Source organism: Mesorhizobium sp. Primo-A, assembly GCF_003997175.1.
Taxonomy (GTDB): domain Bacteria; phylum Pseudomonadota; class Alphaproteobacteria; order Rhizobiales; family Rhizobiaceae; genus Mesorhizobium; species Mesorhizobium ciceri.
In genome coordinates, this window is the sequence record NZ_RZTG01000005.1 from 322,155 (window position 1) to 337,862 (window position 15,708).

15 protein-coding genes are annotated in these 15,708 nt (G+C 63.2%); 13 read left to right on the top strand and 2 right to left on the bottom strand.

Annotated features, from left to right (window positions below; genetic code table 11):
- The 8 genes from EOC83_RS33195 to EOC83_RS12310 all read left to right on the top strand — a co-directional run.
- On the top strand, window positions 1-363 hold a 363-nt coding region (locus EOC83_RS33195; protein ID WP_245441838.1), incomplete at its 5' end, for a small ribosomal subunit Rsm22 family protein.
- A 220-nt stretch (window positions 364-583) separates the two neighbouring features.
- Window positions 584-2,074 carry a replicative DNA helicase gene (locus EOC83_RS12275; protein ID WP_013532525.1) on the top strand — a complete coding sequence of 497 codons (1,491 nt, stop codon included), beginning with the start codon at window positions 584-586 and terminating at the stop codon, window positions 2,072-2,074.
- A 222-nt stretch (window positions 2,075-2,296) separates the two neighbouring features.
- The gene (gene radA, locus EOC83_RS12285) at window positions 2,297-3,700 is read left to right on the top strand and encodes a DNA repair protein RadA (protein WP_013532526.1); all 1,404 of its coding nucleotides are present in this window, start codon (window positions 2,297-2,299) and stop codon (window positions 3,698-3,700) included.
- Between the two features lie 63 nt (window positions 3,701-3,763).
- Window positions 3,764-4,432, top strand: coding sequence for a CvpA family protein (locus EOC83_RS12290; RefSeq protein WP_013532527.1), 669 nt, complete (start codon window positions 3,764-3,766; stop codon window positions 4,430-4,432).
- A gap of 105 nt (window positions 4,433-4,537) precedes the next feature.
- Complete coding sequence (purF, locus tag EOC83_RS12295) at window positions 4,538-6,007, top strand: amidophosphoribosyltransferase (protein ID WP_013532528.1); 1,470 nt, start codon at window positions 4,538-4,540, stop codon at window positions 6,005-6,007.
- 43 nt (window positions 6,008-6,050) lie between these two features.
- Window positions 6,051-6,791 carry an SDR family NAD(P)-dependent oxidoreductase gene (locus EOC83_RS12300; protein WP_013532529.1) on the top strand — a complete coding sequence of 247 codons (741 nt, stop codon included), beginning with the start codon at window positions 6,051-6,053 and terminating at the stop codon, window positions 6,789-6,791.
- Window positions 6,792-6,926: 135 nt separating this feature from the next.
- A complete protein-coding gene (locus tag EOC83_RS12305) occupies window positions 6,927-7,556 on the top strand; it encodes a hypothetical protein (protein ID WP_013532530.1) in 630 nt (209 codons plus the stop codon).
- Between the two features lie 168 nt (window positions 7,557-7,724).
- Complete coding sequence (locus EOC83_RS12310; protein ID WP_013532531.1) at window positions 7,725-7,946, top strand: hypothetical protein; 222 nt, start codon at window positions 7,725-7,727, stop codon at window positions 7,944-7,946.
- Between the two features lie 3 nt (window positions 7,947-7,949).
- Here EOC83_RS12310 and EOC83_RS12315 read toward each other — a convergent pair whose 3' ends face one another.
- Window positions 7,950-8,456 carry an OsmC family protein gene (locus EOC83_RS12315; RefSeq protein WP_013532532.1) on the bottom strand — a complete coding sequence of 169 codons (507 nt, stop codon included), beginning with the start codon at window positions 8,454-8,456 and terminating at the stop codon, window positions 7,950-7,952.
- A 202-nt stretch (window positions 8,457-8,658) separates the two neighbouring features.
- On the opposite strand from EOC83_RS12315, the gene aguA reads away from it, so the two are divergent.
- Together aguA and EOC83_RS12325 are read left to right on the top strand one after the other, a co-directional pair.
- Complete coding sequence (aguA, locus tag EOC83_RS12320; RefSeq protein ID WP_013532533.1) at window positions 8,659-9,765, top strand: agmatine deiminase; 1,107 nt, start codon at window positions 8,659-8,661, stop codon at window positions 9,763-9,765.
- Between the two features lie 45 nt (window positions 9,766-9,810).
- Complete coding sequence (locus EOC83_RS12325) at window positions 9,811-10,905, top strand: polyamine ABC transporter substrate-binding protein (RefSeq protein ID WP_013532534.1); 1,095 nt, start codon at window positions 9,811-9,813, stop codon at window positions 10,903-10,905.
- A 109-nt stretch (window positions 10,906-11,014) separates the two neighbouring features.
- Here the strand turns inward: EOC83_RS12325 and EOC83_RS12330 are convergent, their stop codons facing one another.
- Window positions 11,015-11,764, bottom strand: a complete 750-nt coding sequence (locus EOC83_RS12330; RefSeq protein ID WP_013532535.1) for a LuxR family transcriptional regulator — start codon at window positions 11,762-11,764, stop codon at window positions 11,015-11,017.
- Between the two features lie 217 nt (window positions 11,765-11,981).
- Here EOC83_RS12330 and EOC83_RS12335 point away from each other — a divergent pair, with 217 nt between their 5' ends.
- The 3 genes from EOC83_RS12335 to EOC83_RS12345 all read left to right on the top strand — a co-directional run bounded on the left by EOC83_RS12335 (window position 11,982) and on the right by EOC83_RS12345 (window position 15,534).
- Entirely contained in the window at window positions 11,982-13,499 is a 1,518-nt protein-coding gene (locus tag EOC83_RS12335) for an alpha/beta hydrolase (RefSeq protein ID WP_013532536.1), read from the top strand.
- Window positions 13,500-13,677: 178 nt separating this feature from the next.
- Window positions 13,678-14,565, top strand: a complete 888-nt coding sequence (locus EOC83_RS12340) for a DMT family transporter (protein ID WP_013532537.1) — start codon at window positions 13,678-13,680, stop codon at window positions 14,563-14,565.
- A gap of 60 nt (window positions 14,566-14,625) precedes the next feature.
- Window positions 14,626-15,534 carry a DMT family transporter gene (locus EOC83_RS12345; RefSeq protein WP_013532538.1) on the top strand — a complete coding sequence of 303 codons (909 nt, stop codon included), beginning with the start codon at window positions 14,626-14,628 and terminating at the stop codon, window positions 15,532-15,534.
- The last annotated feature ends 174 nt before the right edge of the window (window positions 15,535-15,708 follow it).

Consider the following 15,708-nt stretch of genomic DNA (forward strand, 5'->3'; position numbering starts at 1 on the left):
GAGGCGGGCGCGCATGTGCTTGCGCCTTGCGCGCATCAGGCGCCCTGCCCGCTGGTCCAGCCCGACTGGTGCCATTTTTCCCGCCGCGTCGCCCGCTCGCGCCTGCATCGGCTGGCCAAGGATGCCGACGTGCCGTGGGAAGACGAGAAATTCATCTACGTCGCGGCTTCTCGCGACGGCCCCACATCACACCAGGCACGAGTTCTTGCGCCACCGAAATCCGGCTCCGGCAAGGTTCTGCTCAAGCTTTGCCAGGACGACGGCACCGCCACCGAGCGCTTGTTCACCAAGCGCGACGGCGCCGACTTCAAGTTGGCCCGGCGATTGGACTGGGGCGACAGGCTGGACAACATCGCAAAATGAACAGTGCCATTGTTCTTGCTTTGTTCCGACGAGTCAGATAGAGATCCACGCCCTGTCGAGTCAACCGGAATCGGGGCACGCGAATACTCTCCTGTGGACGATTGGTTGTTCCTGTGAACAACGGGCATCAAGGTTCTTTGGTTGGGTAGTGATGCAGAAAGGTCAGCACCGACTCATCACGTTCTGATATCGAAAGGCCGGGATTGAAATCGGGGATATCATGGCAGAGGCAGCGCGAAAATTCGGCGTCGCGGAAACACCGCTTTATCGTGAAGCGCCAAACAACATCGAGGCCGAGCAGGCGTTGCTCGGCGCCATCCTCGTCAACAACGACGCCTTCTACCGCGTCTCTGACTTCCTCAAGGCCAGCCATTTCTACGAGCCGCTGCACCGCAAGATCTATGAGGTGGCGTCCGAGTTCATCCGTATGGGCAAGGTGGCGACGCCGATCACACTGAAAACCTTCCTGCCGGCCGACGAGAAGGTTGGGGACATGACGATGGCGCAATATGTCGTGCGGCTGGCGGTCGAGGCTGTGACCGTCGTCAACGCCACCGACTATGGCCGCGCCATCTATGACCTTGCGACGCGCCGCGCGCTGATCACCGTCGGCGAAGACATGGTCAACATCGCCTATGACGCGCCGGTCGACATGGCACCCGGCGAACAGATCGAGGATGCCGAGCGGCGGCTGTTCGAGCTGGCCGAAAACGGCCGCTACGATGGCGGTTTCGAAAGCTTTTCCGATGCGTTGAAGAATGCCGTCGACATGGCCAGCGCGGCCTATATGCGCGATGGCCACCTGTCCGGCATTGCCACCGGCCTGCGCGATCTCGACCATCGCATGGGTGGCCTGCAGCCTTCGGATTTGATCATCATCGCCGGCCGCCCAGGCATGGGCAAGACGTCGCTGGCCACCAACATCGCCTACAACATCGCTGCCGCCTATGAGCCTGCCCAACAGGCCGACGGCTCCGTCAAGGCGGCCAATGGCGGCGTCGTCGGCTTCTTCTCGCTTGAAATGTCGTCGGAGCAGCTGGCCACCCGCATCATCTCCGAGCAGACCGAGATTCCATCATCGAAAATCCGGCGCGGCGATTTGACGGAAGCCGATTTCGGCAAGCTTGTCGCCTACACGCAGGAGAACCACAAGCGCCCGCTCTACATCGACCAGACGGGTGGTATCTCGATCGCCCAGCTCGCGGCGCGCGCCCGCCGCCTCAAGCGCCAGCGCGGGCTGGACCTGATGGTCATCGACTATATCCAGCTGATGCAGGGTTCATCTGCCAAGGCGTCGCAGAACCGCGTCCAGGAAATCACCGAGATCACCACCGGACTGAAGGCGCTCGGCAAGGAGTTGGGCGTGCCGATCATCGCGCTCTCACAGCTCTCGCGTCAAGTCGAAAGCCGCGACGACAAACATCCGCAGCTGTCCGACCTGCGCGAATCGGGCTCGATCGAGCAGGACGCCGACGTCGTGCTGTTCGTGTACCGCGAGGAATATTACATCAAGAACAAGGAGCCGGAGAAAGGCACGCCCGAGCATCTCGCCTGGGAGACGAAGATGATCGAGGTCCAGGGCAAGGCCGAAGTGATCATAGCCAAGCAGCGCCATGGACCGACCGGCACCGTCAGCCTTGCCTTCCAGGGCGAGTTCACCCGCTTCTCCGACCTCGCCGAGGAGCATCATCTGCCGGAAAGGTTCGAGTGACCTATTGAGACAGGTCCCATTCCTTGGCGCCCCCCTCTGTCCTGCCGGACATCTCCCCCTCAAGGGGGGAGATCGGATGGCATCGACGCTTTCGCCAATTTTTGGCGTTGAAAAGAAGGCGCAAGCGCTGAAGCTGCAAATCTCCCCCCTGGAGGGGGAGATGGCCGGCAGGCCAGAGAGGGGCGCTGCCCCGCCAGCCTGTCACGGCGTGGCTTCCATCTAATGGCCAAGTCGCGCGTCCAATTCATCTGCCAAAGTTGCGGATCGGTGCATCAGCGCTGGGCCGGCAAATGCGATGCCTGCGGCGAGTGGAACACGCTGGTCGAGGAAGGCACGTCCGGCGGCATCGGCTCAGGACCAGCCAACACGCGCAACGCCCGCAAGGGACGCGCCGTGGTGCTGACCACGCTGTCCGGCGATATCGAGGACGCGCCACGCATCATCTCGGGCATTGGCGAACTCGATCGCGCCACCGGCGGCGGGTTCGTGCGCGGCTCGGCGCTGCTGGTCGGCGGCGACCCCGGCATCGGCAAGTCGACGCTGCTCACCCAGGCGGCCGCGGCGCTGGCATCAAAAGGCCACCGCATCGTCTATGTCTCGGGCGAAGAGGCGGTCGCGCAGATCAGGCTGCGGGCGCAGCGGCTTGGCGTCGCCTCCTCTCCGGTGGAACTTGCCGCCGAGACCAATGTCGAGGACATCCTGGCGACGATCGCCGACGGCAAGCGGCCTGATCTCGTCATCCTGGATTCGATCCAGACGCTGTGGACCGACCTTGCCGATTCGGCACCCGGAACCGTCACCCAGGTGCGCGCTGCCGCCCAGGCGATGATCCGCTATGCGAAATCCACGGGTGCGGCGATCGTACTGGTCGGCCATGTCACCAAGGAAGGCCAGATCGCCGGGCCGCGCGTCGTCGAGCACATGGTTGACGCCGTGCTCTACTTCGAAGGCGAAGGCGGCCACCACTACCGCATCCTGCGTACGGTGAAGAACCGTTTTGGACCGACCGACGAGATCGGCGTCTTCGAAATGTCGGACAAGGGCCTGCGCGAGGTCGCCAATCCGTCCGAGCTTTTTCTTGGCGAACGCCATGCCAAATCGCCGGGGGCGGCGGTTTTCGCCGGCATGGAGGGGACAAGGCCGGTGCTGGTCGAGATCCAGGCACTGGTCGCACCCTCCTCGCTCGGCACGCCGCGCCGCGCCGTCGTCGGCTGGGACGGCGCCCGGCTGTCGATGATCCTGGCGGTTCTCGAAGCCCATTGCGGGGTGCGATTCGGCAGCCATGATGTCTATCTCAATGTCGCCGGCGGCTACCGGATTTCGGAGCCCGCGGCAGATCTCGCAGTGGCGGCCGCCCTGGTTTCCTCGCTCACCGGTCTTGCCCTTCCCGCCGATTGCGTCTATTTCGGCGAAATCAGCCTTTCGGGCGCCGTGAGGCCGGTTGCGCATGCGCAACAGCGCCTCAAGGAAGCCGAAAAGCTGGGTTTTGGAAGCGCGGTTCTGCCCTCGGGCAGCGGGGAACTGGCCGGGGGGATCGGGGCCGGTTCTTTCCAGCCGACCGAGCTTGCCGACCTCGTGGCACGCATAGCCGGCTCACGCCGAAGCCGCGTGGACGAAGAAGACTAGAGCATCGGACCCAGAGCCCGATGTTCGGCGCTATAATGCGGCTCATGGAGTGGGGCGAAAGACATGCCGATTACGCTGCTTGACGGAATTCTCGTCGGCTTCACTCTGGTTTCGGCGATGCTCGCCATGGTTCGCGGCTTCTCGCGCGAAGTCCTGTCCGTCGTCTCCTGGGCCGCGGCGGCAGCGGCGGCGTTCTTCTTCTACAAGCCGGTCGTGCCTTACCTCGCTCCCTACATCGAGAATGAAAAGGTCGCCATGGCGGCCGCCGCCGGCGTGGTTTTCATCATCGCGCTGATCGTCGTCTCGGTCATCACCATGAAGCTCGCCGACTGGATCATCGATTCCCGGATCGGCGCGCTCGATCGTACGCTCGGTTTCCTTTACGGCGCCGCGCGCGGCATCCTGGTCGTTGCCGTCGCCCTGCTGTTCTTCAACTGGCTGGCCGGCGCCAAGGCACCAGCCTGGGTCACCGAGGCCAAGTCGCGGCCGCTGCTCGAACAAATCGGCGCCAAGCTCGAAAGCCTGCTGCCCGAGGATCCGGAAAACGCGATCCTCAAGAAGCTCAATCCGAATCAGCCGGCCGCCGAGACGCCAGCTGCTCCGGACGCACCGGCGGCGGATGCTCCGGCGGGCGGCGACGATACCAACACGCCGGCGCCTGACGACAATGACGCAACACCACCGGCGAACAACGCCCCGGCCGCTCCGGCACCGGCGGCACCGGCAAACTGACGCCGAAAAACGGCGTCAGGATCTGACGATGGTGTGAACGACTGCACGGCCCGCGTTGCTTTCGGCGCGAACCCGCATTATATGGCGATTTTAGCGGAGCTTAAGATGGCAGACGCAGACGACGTGCTTTCCGCCGAGGCCGACGACCATTTCCACGACGAATGCGGTGTGTTCGGCATTTTCGGCCGGCAGGACGCTGCGGCCATCGTTACATTGGGCCTGCATGCGCTGCAGCATCGCGGCCAGGAAGCGGCCGGCATCGTTTCCTATGACGGCAGCCAGTTCCATGTCGAACGCCATGTCGGCCTGATCGGCGACACCTTCACCAAGCAGCGCGTCATCGACAGCCTGCAAGGCAACCGCGCCATTGGCCATACGCGCTACGCCACCACGGGCGGCGCCGGCATGCGCAACATCCAGCCCTTTTTCGCCGAATTGGCCGATGGCGGTTTCGCCGTCGCCCACAACGGCAATCTGACCAACGCCATGACCGTGCAGCGCGCGCTGCAGAAGCAAGGCGCGATCTTCTCCTCCACCTCCGATACCGAGACGCTTTTGCACCTCGTCGCCACCAGCAAGGAGCGCGATTTGAACTCGCGTTTCATCGATGCGGTGCGGCAGGTCGAGGGCGCTTTCTCCCTGGTGGCGATGACGGCCAAGAAGATGATCGGCTGCCGCGATCCGCTCGGCATCCGGCCGCTGGTGCTGGGCGATCTCGACGGCGCCTGGATCCTGGCCTCTGAAACCTGCGCGCTCGACATCATCGGTGCGCGTTTCGTGCGCGACCTGAAGCCCGGCGAGATGGTCGTCGTCACGTCCAAGGGCATCGAGAGCCTGTTCCCCTTCGAGCCGCAGAAGACCCGCTTCTGCATCTTCGAATATGTCTATTTCGCGCGGCCGGATTCCTCGGTCGAAGGCCGCAACGTCTATGAGGTGCGCAAGCGTATCGGCGCCGAGCTGGCGGTCGAAAGCCCGGTCGAGGCCGACATCGTCGTGCCGGTGCCGGATTCGGGCACGCCGGCGGCGATCGGCTTCAGCCAGGCGGCCGGCATTCCCTTCGAGCTCGGCATCATCCGCAATCATTATGTCGGCCGCACCTTCATCCAGCCGGGCGATTCGATCCGCCATATGGGCGTCAAGCTGAAGCACAATGCCAACCGGCGCATGATCGAAGGCAAGCGCGTGGTTCTGGTCGACGACAGCATCGTGCGCGGCACCACCAGCCAGAAGATCGTGCAGATGGTGCGCGACGCCGGCGCCAAGGAGGTGCATATGCGCATCGCCTCACCGCCGACACGCGCCTCCTGCTTCTACGGTGTCGACACGCCGGAGAAATCGAAGCTCCTGGCGTCGCGCATGTCGATCGAGGAGATGGCCGAGTTCATTCGCGTCGATTCGCTTGGCTTCCTCACCATTGACGGGCTCTACCGCGCGGTCGGCGAGGCCAGCCGCGACAACGACCAGCCGCAATTCTGCGATGCCTGCTTCACCGGCCAGTACCCGACCCGCCTGCTCGACTTCGAAGGCCACGACAATGTGCGCACGCTGTCGCTGCTGGCGACAAGCGGGACGTAGGCCGGACCGCCATCAGCGTTAGTCAATTCCCGGAATCCATCGCATGACCCTCGACCTTTCCGGCCGCGTTGCGGTCGTCACCGGCGCCTCGCGCGGCATCGGCTATTTCATTGCCAAGGAATTGGCTGCCGCCGGCGCGCATGTCATTGCGGTGGCTCGTACTGTCGGCGGGCTGGAAGAGCTCGACGACCAGATCAAGGCGGCCGGCGGCCAGGCGACACTGGTGCCGCTCGACCTCGCCGACATGGCCGGCATCGACCGCCTGGGCGGCGCCATCCACGAACGCTGGGGCAAGCTCGACATTCTCGTCGCCAATGCCGGCGTGCTCGGCGTCATCTCGCCGATCGGTCATGTCGAAGCAAAAACCTTCGAGAAGGTGATGACCATCAACGTCACCTCGACCTGGCGGCTGATCCGCTCGGTCGACCCTCTGCTGCGGCTCTCCGATGCTGGCCGCGCGATCATCCTGTCTTCCAACGCCGCGCACTCGGCGCGCGCCTTCTGGGCACCCTACGCGGCATCCAAGGCCGCGGTGGAGACGATGATGCGCTCCTGGGCGCATGAGACGCAGAGCCTGCCGCTCAGGGTGAACGCCGCTGACCCCGGCGCCACCCGCACCGCCATGCGGGCCCAGGCAGTGCCGGGCGAAGATCCCGAGACGTTGCCGCATCCCTCCGAGATCGCCAAACGCATCGTGCCGCTGGCCAGCCCGGACCTGAAAGAGACCGGATTGATCTTCCAGGCCAAGCACAATCGCTTCGTCGCCTATAGGCAGCCGGAATAAAAGTTGAGCCTTTTTTTTGACGCATGTCGGTTTCCCAAAAACCGCTGCGCACTTTTAAGCGACATGCGTAGGGATTAAACAGGCCTCCGGAAACGTTTCTTCGACGTAGTCGAAGCCCAAACCGGAGGAACCACCATGCGCAAACTGCTTCTCGCCACCGCGGCCATCCTGATCGCAGCCGCGGGCGCCGCTTACTCGCAAGATGCCAAGATGAGCTTCTTCGTCACCAGTGTCGGTTCCGGCAAGGGTGCCGACCTCGGCGGCCTCAAGGGTGCTGACGCGCATTGCGCATCGCTGGCGGAAGCCGCCGGCGTCACCGGCAAGAGTTGGGCCGCCTATCTGTCGACCAGCGACACCGACGCCCGCGACCGTATCGGCAAGGGGCCGTGGGTGAACGCCAAGGGCGTCAAGATCGCTGACGACGTCGCCTCGTTGCACAGCGATGCCAACGGCATCACCAAGCAGACGGCGCTCAACGAGAAAGGCGAAGTGGTCAACGGCCGCGGTGACACGCCGAACCGCCACGACGTGCTGACCGGCTCCAAGCCCGACGGCACCAAGATCGCCGACCAGACCTGCGGCGACTGGACGATGAGCGGGGCGGAAGGCGCCGCGATGATGGGCCATCATGATCGCACGGGCCTCGACGATTCTGCAGCCGCCAAATCCTGGAATTCCTCGCACGCCTCGCGCGGCGGCTGCAGCCAAGAGGCGCTGAAGGGCACCGGGGGCGATGGCTTGTTCTATTGTTTTGCCACCAACTGAGCCGATTGCGCTTCGAAATCGGGCTGGGAAACCCGCCGTCACATCACGCGGCTGTGATGAGACGGCGGGAAGCTGTGCGGCGGTCATGCTTTCGTCATTTCCTTGGAGTTGGTAGGGTCACCGCGACTCCCACAACAAGCGCCCAACTGGCAGAACAAGGAAATCCCCATGGCTACGACCGCAGCAGCGTTGGTCTGGTATCTGGTAATCGCCGGTCCGCAAGGCGGCATGGTCGTGCTGCCCAGCACCTTCGACAAGCGCGAACAATGCACCGCCGCCATCACCGAATATCAGAAGCAGCCGACACCAGCCGGCTGGTCGGTGCAATGCGTGCCGAGCGCCTCGCCCTTCACCGACGAGGGTGACGCCGAAGAACCGTCAGCACAGTAGGCGTCAGCGGCGTGCGCTGACCGTCAGTTCCGGCTTCTGGCTGATGGTCTGGAATACCACGCAATAACGCTCGGTCAGCTTTAGTAGCGAGTCTATCCGCTCCTGCGGCTCATCGGTGTCGAGGTTGAAATTGAGCCGGATGGCGCGAAAGCCGACCGGCGCATCCTTGGCGACACCGAGCGTGCCGCGAAAATCGAGATCGCCTTCAGCCTCTACCGCGGCGGCGCCGAGTTTGAACTCGAGCGCCGTCGCCACCGCCTTCAGCGTCACCCCGGCGCAGGCGACCAACGCCTCCAGCAGCATGTCGCCCGAGCAGAGCTCAAGGCCTGAGCCGCCTGTTGCCGGATGCAGGCCGGCGATGGCGAGCGCCCTGCCCGTCTCCACCTTGCAGGCAACCGACTGGTCGTCGATCGAGCCCTTGGCGCGAAGCGTGATCATGGCCTGCGAAGCGTCGTCACGATAGGCCTGCTTCAGCGGCGCCTGCATGGCCTTCAGTTCGGTCGCATCCATCCGCTTTCCCCTTTCGTCGACTGCTTGCGTCACCGGCATGCGCCGTCCGGTCAAGATTTGCGCCGATCACCTTGGGAAGGCAATGCCATTCCGCAACAGGTGCCAGCCGCCTACACCGATATCCCAAATGGGACATTGACGGACAAGGTCCCAAAAAAGTCTGATCCGGGCAAGTCATCACTCCATTTCCCGGCGGTCCCCGATGCCTCGAACCCTCTCGACAAGGCCGAAACAGGATGGGTTTCGCGCGCCCGGCGAATTCGAACCCAAGTCAGGCTGCTGGATGATCTGGCCGGAGCGGCCGGACACCTGGCGCCTCGGCGCCAAGCCCGCGCAAAAACTGTTCGCCGATGTCGCCGCGGCGATCGCGCAAAGCGAGCCGGTGACGGTGGCGGCTTCTGCTCGCCAGTGGCAGAATGCCCGAGCGCGATTGCCTGGCCATGTGCGTGTCGTGGAGATGTCCACCAATGATTCCTGGCTGCGCGACAGCGGTCCCAACTTCGTCGTCAACGATCAAGGCGACGTGCGTGGCGTCGATTGGATCTTCAACGCCTATGGCGGTTTTGACGGCGGCCTCTATTCGCCATGGGACCTGGATGACCTTGCGGCGCAAAAAGTGCTCGAAATCGAGAACATGGATCGCTACCGCGCACCTCTGATCGCCGAGGGTGGCGGGTTGCAGTGCGACGGTCAGGGCACGCTCATCACGACGGAGCAATGCCTGCTCAACCGAAATCGCAACGCTCATCTCGGCAAGGCCGAGGTGGAGCGCCAGCTTGGCGACTATCTCGGTGTCGACACCGTCATCTGGCTGCCACGCGGCTTTGCCTTCGACGAGACCGACGGCCATGTCGACGACGTCTGCTGCTTCGTGCGCCCCGGCGTGGTCGTGCTGAGCTGGACCGACAATCGGGACGACCCACAATATGAGATCGTGCGCGAAGCCGAGGCGGTGTTGCGTTCGGCTCGTGATGCGAAGGGCCGCGCGCTGGAAGTTCACCGGCTGCCCCATCCCTTGCCGATCGAGATGACGCCGGAAGAAAGCGACAGCGTGGACCGGCTGGATTCGACCTGGGCGCGACCGGCCGGAAACCGGATCGCGGCGAGCTACATCAACTACTATCCGGGCAACAGCGTCGTGGTGGTGCCGCAGTTCGGCTGCGATCTCGATGTGAAGGCCAAGCGGACGCTGGCCGAGCTGTTTCCCGACCACCGAATAGTCGGCATCGAAAACTCGCGAGAGATCCTGCTGGGCGGCGGCAATGTCGCCTGCATCACCTTGCCGGTCTATGCCCCGCAACGACGTTGAGGGACGGAGCATGCCGAGAACACATAGCGAAAACGGAGGACATTCATGCGCGCTCTGATCTTCTCAACCCTGCTTGCCTGCGGCGTCTGCGCAAATGCGGCTTCGGCGGACGAGGAAAAGATCGTCAACGTCTACAACTGGTCCGACTACATCGCGCCGGACACGGCCGAGAAATTCGAGAAGGAAACGGGAATCAAGGTTCGTTACGACGTCTATGACGGCAACGAGGTGCTTGAGACCAAGCTGCTCACCGGCGGCTCCGGATATGACGTGGTCTACCCTTCAGCCTATCCGTTCCTCAAGAACCAGGTGAAAGCAGGGGCTTTCCTGGAACTCGACAAATCGAAGCTTGCCAACCACTCGAAGATCGATCCGCAAGCCCTCGCGCTGATCGCCGGCGCCGACCCGCAGAACCTGCATGCAGTGCCCTATATGGCGGTCACCGACGGCATTGGCTACAACGTCGCTGCGGTGAAGCAGCGGCTGCCGGACGGGCCGACAGATTCCTTCGCCATGGTCTTCGACGTCGATGTGGTCAAGAAGCTGTCCGATTGCGGTGTAGCTATCATCGATGCGCCGGCTGAAGTCATCCCGATGGCGATGAACTACCTTCACATCAACCCCAAATCGACCAGTCCCGACGACCTCGCCAAGGTCGAGGACCTGCTGGTCAAGGTGCGGCCCTACATCCGCTATTTCCATTCGTCGAAATACATCAACGACCTCGCCAACGGTGACATCTGTGTGGTGTTGGGCTGGTCGGGCGACATACTCCAGGCAAGGACCCGTGCGGCGGAATCCGTGAAGAAGCTGGAGATCGCCTATTCCATCCCCAAAGAAGGCACGCTCATCAACTTCGATACGATGGCGGTACCGAAAGATGCGCCGCATCCCGACAACGCCCAGGCCTGGATCAACTTCAATCTGCGGCCCGATATCGCCGCGGCCAATTCCAGCTATGTCTCCTACGCCAATGCGATACCGGAGTCCCTGCCGCTGATGGACAAGGCCATAGCCAGCGACCCCGGCGTCTTTCCGCCTGATGCCGTGAAGGCCAAACTGTTCGTGGTGGACAACAACGACCCAAAGCTGCTGCGATCCCAAAACCGCATGTGGACGCGCATCGTGACGGGACAATAGAGCAATTCCAGAAAAAGTGCGCAGCGGTTTTCCCGGGAAAAGCGCGTAGCGCTTTCCCTTGGGAATTGCGTCAAAGCAAAAAGACAGAGCCGGGCGGAAGCCGTCAGGCTCAAGCGGCTTCGCGGATGGCCGCCAGCAACTCGACCTGGGAGTGCACACCGAGCTTGCGATAGATCTGCTTGATGTGGTTGCGGACGGTCCCGGGCGAGATGGCGAGGCATCGCGAAATCGTCTTGGCGTTGCCACCATCGACCAGATGCCGCGCAATCTCGGTCTCGCGCCTGCTCAGCCGCGAGCGAGCGTCACCGATTGCGGCGCCCTTGTGCCGGAAGCGGCACAGATGGAGCAATCTTTCCAAAATGAGCCTTGTCGCGCTGCTTGCCGCGCAAGCCGTCGCCAGATCCTGCTCGCCAAACGGTTCTGCCCCGTTTCGCCTGAGAAAAGTGACATAGCCAGCGGTCAGCCGGTCGAGATTGAACACGCCGGTGATCTCGTCGAAACTGTCGGAAGGGCCGAAGAATTCGCGATAGTAGGGAGTCCGCTGGAAGTCGCCATTGCGGAGTGCCGACAGCGGCAACAGGAAATCCTGCCTTGTGCTGGCGAACCTCTGGAAGAAGGGATCCTGGCGATACAGTCGTGCATCGTAGTCGCGGTTCCAGCGATCGGGACCGGCATCGTCGATGGTCAGGGATGTGATGTCGCGACGGTAAAAGCCGACATAGGCGCGGTCGGAGCCAAGCAACTCGCTCGCCGCTGCCGTGAAGCGAGCCGACAATTCTTCGGGTGTCACGGCAACGGCCGCAGCGGCGACACCGCCGCTCCAGCGCCCAAACTGATCGAGGGAAAGGTTCGACTGCATTCCAATTCATACTAGGCATGATGCCGAAAAGTGTGAAGCGGTTTTCGGACGGCATCATGCTCCATCTGTTTGATTTAGAGCCGGATTCAGATTTCAGGTCGATCGACCTGAAATCATCCGGCTCTAGCGCAAGCCGTTGCAAGTTCAAATCAGCCATTTCCTTTGACTTCGACCCTCTCGGCCATACCTATGCGGGAGTCGTTGTCGCGGAGCCATCATGCCGGTCAAATTGAAACTGATCTGCCTTATCCTGCCGATGCTCGCCGTCCTGGCGCAGCCCGTCCTGGCTGAAACGGCGGAGCGGCCGGCGCCCTCGGGCGGCGTGCTATCCCTGCTGCCGCCGCCGCAGACCACCAACCATTCGATCACGCTGGCCGGGCGCAAGCTGGATTACCAGGCAAAGGCGGCGACCCTGTCGCTGCTATCGGGCAAGGGCGACGTCACGGCGGAGATCTTCTACGTCGCCTACACACTGGAGCCGCCGGCAAGCGGGGCCAAAGACCAGCAGCGGCCGATCACCTTCGTGTTCAACGGCGGCCCTGGAGCAGCGTCCGCCTATCTGCATATCGGCGCACTCGGTCCACGGATAATCGCGACGGGAGCCGACGGCGAATTCCTGCCGTCACCGCAAAGACTGATCGACAATCCGGACAGCTGGCTCGACATGACCGATCTCGTCTTCGTCGATCCGGTGGGAACAGGCTATAGCCGCGAGGCACCGGGGCAGGACACGCGCGATTTCTGGGGCGTAAACCAGGATGCCAGCTCGATAGGCGCCTTCATCCGGCTCTATCTCGCGCAGAACGGCCGCACCGGGTCGCCACTGTTCCTCGCCGGCGAAAGCTATGGCGGGTTCCGCGCAGCGCTGCTCGCCAGGACGTTGCAGGAAGATATCGGCATCAGTCCGAACGGCATCGTGCTGATCTCGCCGGCGCTGGAGTTCACGCTGGTGCAGCCCGACGAATTCGAGCCGCTGCATTGGGCGCTCGAACTGCCTTCACTGGCTGCGGTGCGCCTGCGCGCCGAAGGCGTCAGCGGCGACGCGTTGCGGGAGAAGCTGGCAGACGTCGAACATTATGCGATGGGCGATTACCTCACGGCAATCACCAGCGGACTGGAGCAAGGCAGGCGGCTGGCCAGCCAACGCGTGGCTGACATCACCGGCCTGCCGCTCGACCTGGTGCAGCGGAACTCCGCCCGCATCCCCACCGGCCTGTTCGCAAGGGAGTTCGCCCGCGCCAGCGGCAAGGTGCTCAGCCCCTATGACGCCACGATCGGCACGGCCGACATCGCGCCCGAGAGCGCCCGCATCGCCGGCCCGGATCCGGTGCTCGACCGCAGCGTGCCGGCGCTGACGTCGGCATTCGTCGGCTATATCAGCGACGAACTGCATTTTCGCACCGATGTCAGCTATCGGCTGCTCAATGGCGAAATCAGCCACAATTGGGATTACGGGACCGGCGCCTCGCGGCAAGGCTATGCCGGGGTGATGGACGATCTGCAGCGCGCACGCTCGCTGAACCCTTCGCTCGGCGTCGTGATCGTTAACGGCTACACCGATCTGGTGACACCTTACCTCGCCTCGCGCTACCTGGTGAGCCAGATCCCGTCGCTCGCCAATGCCAAGCCCATCCGTCTCGATGTCGTCGAGGGCGGGCACATGATGTATTTCAGGTCCGACGGCCGGCGCGCGCTGAAAGAAGCCGCTTCGGAGCTTTATCAGGCGACGCAGTAGGCTTGGCGACAGTGCAGCTCGCCATGGACCCGTGCCCCAATATAAGCACCGGACTGGCGTAGCGCCGCAGGGGTTTTCGCCCGTATAGCTTGGTACCAAGGGAGTTGAATTCACGGCTCCCTTGTGTCGCTCCTCACAGCATTTCTGCCGCTCCGGCAAATTTGGTCCCACGCGCCTTATGGCCGATATCGCCATTCTCGAAACACGCGAGCGGGTTCTTGCAGGCATCCTGCTGACCGGTGCGGCCTATCTGCTGTTTTCGACACAGGATGCTTCGATCAAGCTGCTGGTCGTCGGCATGAGCGTCTGGCAGATCATGTTCTTCCGCAGCATCACCATTCTGGGCGCGTGCGCGGCGATCGGCGGACGACAGCTGTTTGCCGACACGATGCGCTCGCCGATCGTGCGGCCGATGCTGGTGCGCAGTGCCTTCACGCTTGCTGCGTGGCTCTGCTACTACAACGCCGCGCGCAGCCTGCAGCTCGCCGAACTGACCACCGTTTATTACGCGGCCCCGATCATCGTCACCGTGCTTTCGGTGTTCCTGCTCGGCGAAAAAGTGCCGATGCTGCGCTGGCTGGCGGTGCTGATCGGCTTTGCCGGCGTGTTCATCGCTTGCGATCCGACCCATCTCGGCCTGTCCGTGCCGGTGCTGCTGGTGCTGGCGGCCGCCTTCTTGTGGGGCATCGCCATCGTGCTCTTGCGCAGGACCGCCCTTGCCGAGCGCTCGATGATCCAGCTCCTGCTCAACAATTTCTATTTCCTGCTGTTTTCGGCGGTGCCGGCGTTGCTTTGGTGGCGGACACCCGACTGGACCCAGCTGCTGCTGCTTGCCAGCGTCGGCGCACTCGGCGGCCTGGCGCAGTATCTTCTCTTCGAAGGCATGAAGCGCACGCCGGCCTCGGTTCTCGCGCCGCTGGAATACACCTCGCTATTGTGGGCATTCGCACTCGGCTTTGCGATCTGGGGCGACGTGCCGCGCCGCGAAGTTTTCCTGGGCGCTGCGCTGATCGTCGCCGCCGGCCTGCTGATCGTCGGCACCGAGCATTTCCGCAAACGGCTATGATGTGCATGGCCATGATTGCTGACGCTACGATGTCAGGACCAAGCGGCGTAGGCTGGCGGCATGACTGAGATTGCAGCCGCCACCGACACCGCCGCGGAGCGGACACTCGGCATCATCCTGGTGTCGTCCTCAGCCGCCGTCTTCGCCCTGACGGGCGTGCTGACGAAATCAATCCACGCCGACCCGTTGACCATCATCTGCTGGCGCGGCTTTGTCGGCGCGATCCTGATCAGCTTCTATGTGCTGTGGCGGCGTCACCGTTCCGGTGGGCGTGAGACCCTGCGGCTTGGCTGGCGCGGCTGGCTGCTGGCGGTGGAAGGCGCGCTGGCCAGCATCGCTTTCATCTCGGCGTTCAAGTTCACCTTCGTCGCCAATGTCGCTGTCATCTATGCCACAGCACCTTTCGTCACGGCGCTGCTGGCCTGGGTTCTGACGCGCGAACCCTTCCGGTTGCAGACGATGGTCGCCGCCGCAGTGTCGCTGTGCGGCGTGGCGATCATGGTCTGGTCCGGCTTCGGCACCGGCAATCTGTTCGGCGACGGACTGGCACTGCTGATGACCATCGGCAGCGGCCTTTACATGATCATGGTTCGCGCCTTCCGCGACACGCCCGTGGTGTGGGCCGGTGCGGTGTCGGCATTCCTGTTGTTCGTGCTCGGTTGGTTCGTCACCGATCCGCTGGCGGTTTCGCCGAGAGATGCCGTTCTGCTCACCACTTTCGGCGCGTCCTTCGCGCTGTCCTCGATCCTGTGGACGGAGGGCGCACGACTCATCCCGCCGGCCGAATCCGGGCTTCTCGGTTCGGCCGAAGTGCCGTTCGCGATCCTGTTTGCCTTCCTGTTCCTGGGCGAGATTGCACCAGCCGCCAGCATGATCGGCGGCGCCGTCGTGCTCACCGCAGTGTTCGCCCATGCGGGGCGGGATTGGCTGATGGCGCGCTCGCAACGCATGGCGTCAAATATTTCTTAAAAAAGCGACACAGTCATGGAACCATCATCCGGGTCAGGCATTATTGCTGCGACGGGCCATCCCCAAGTCCCCCCAAACCCCTCGGCCCGTCCTACTCCAAGCCGACCGTAAGGTCGGCTTTTTCTTTGCCGCTTGCCGACCGCAAGGTCGGCTTTTTCTTTGCCACTTGGGACC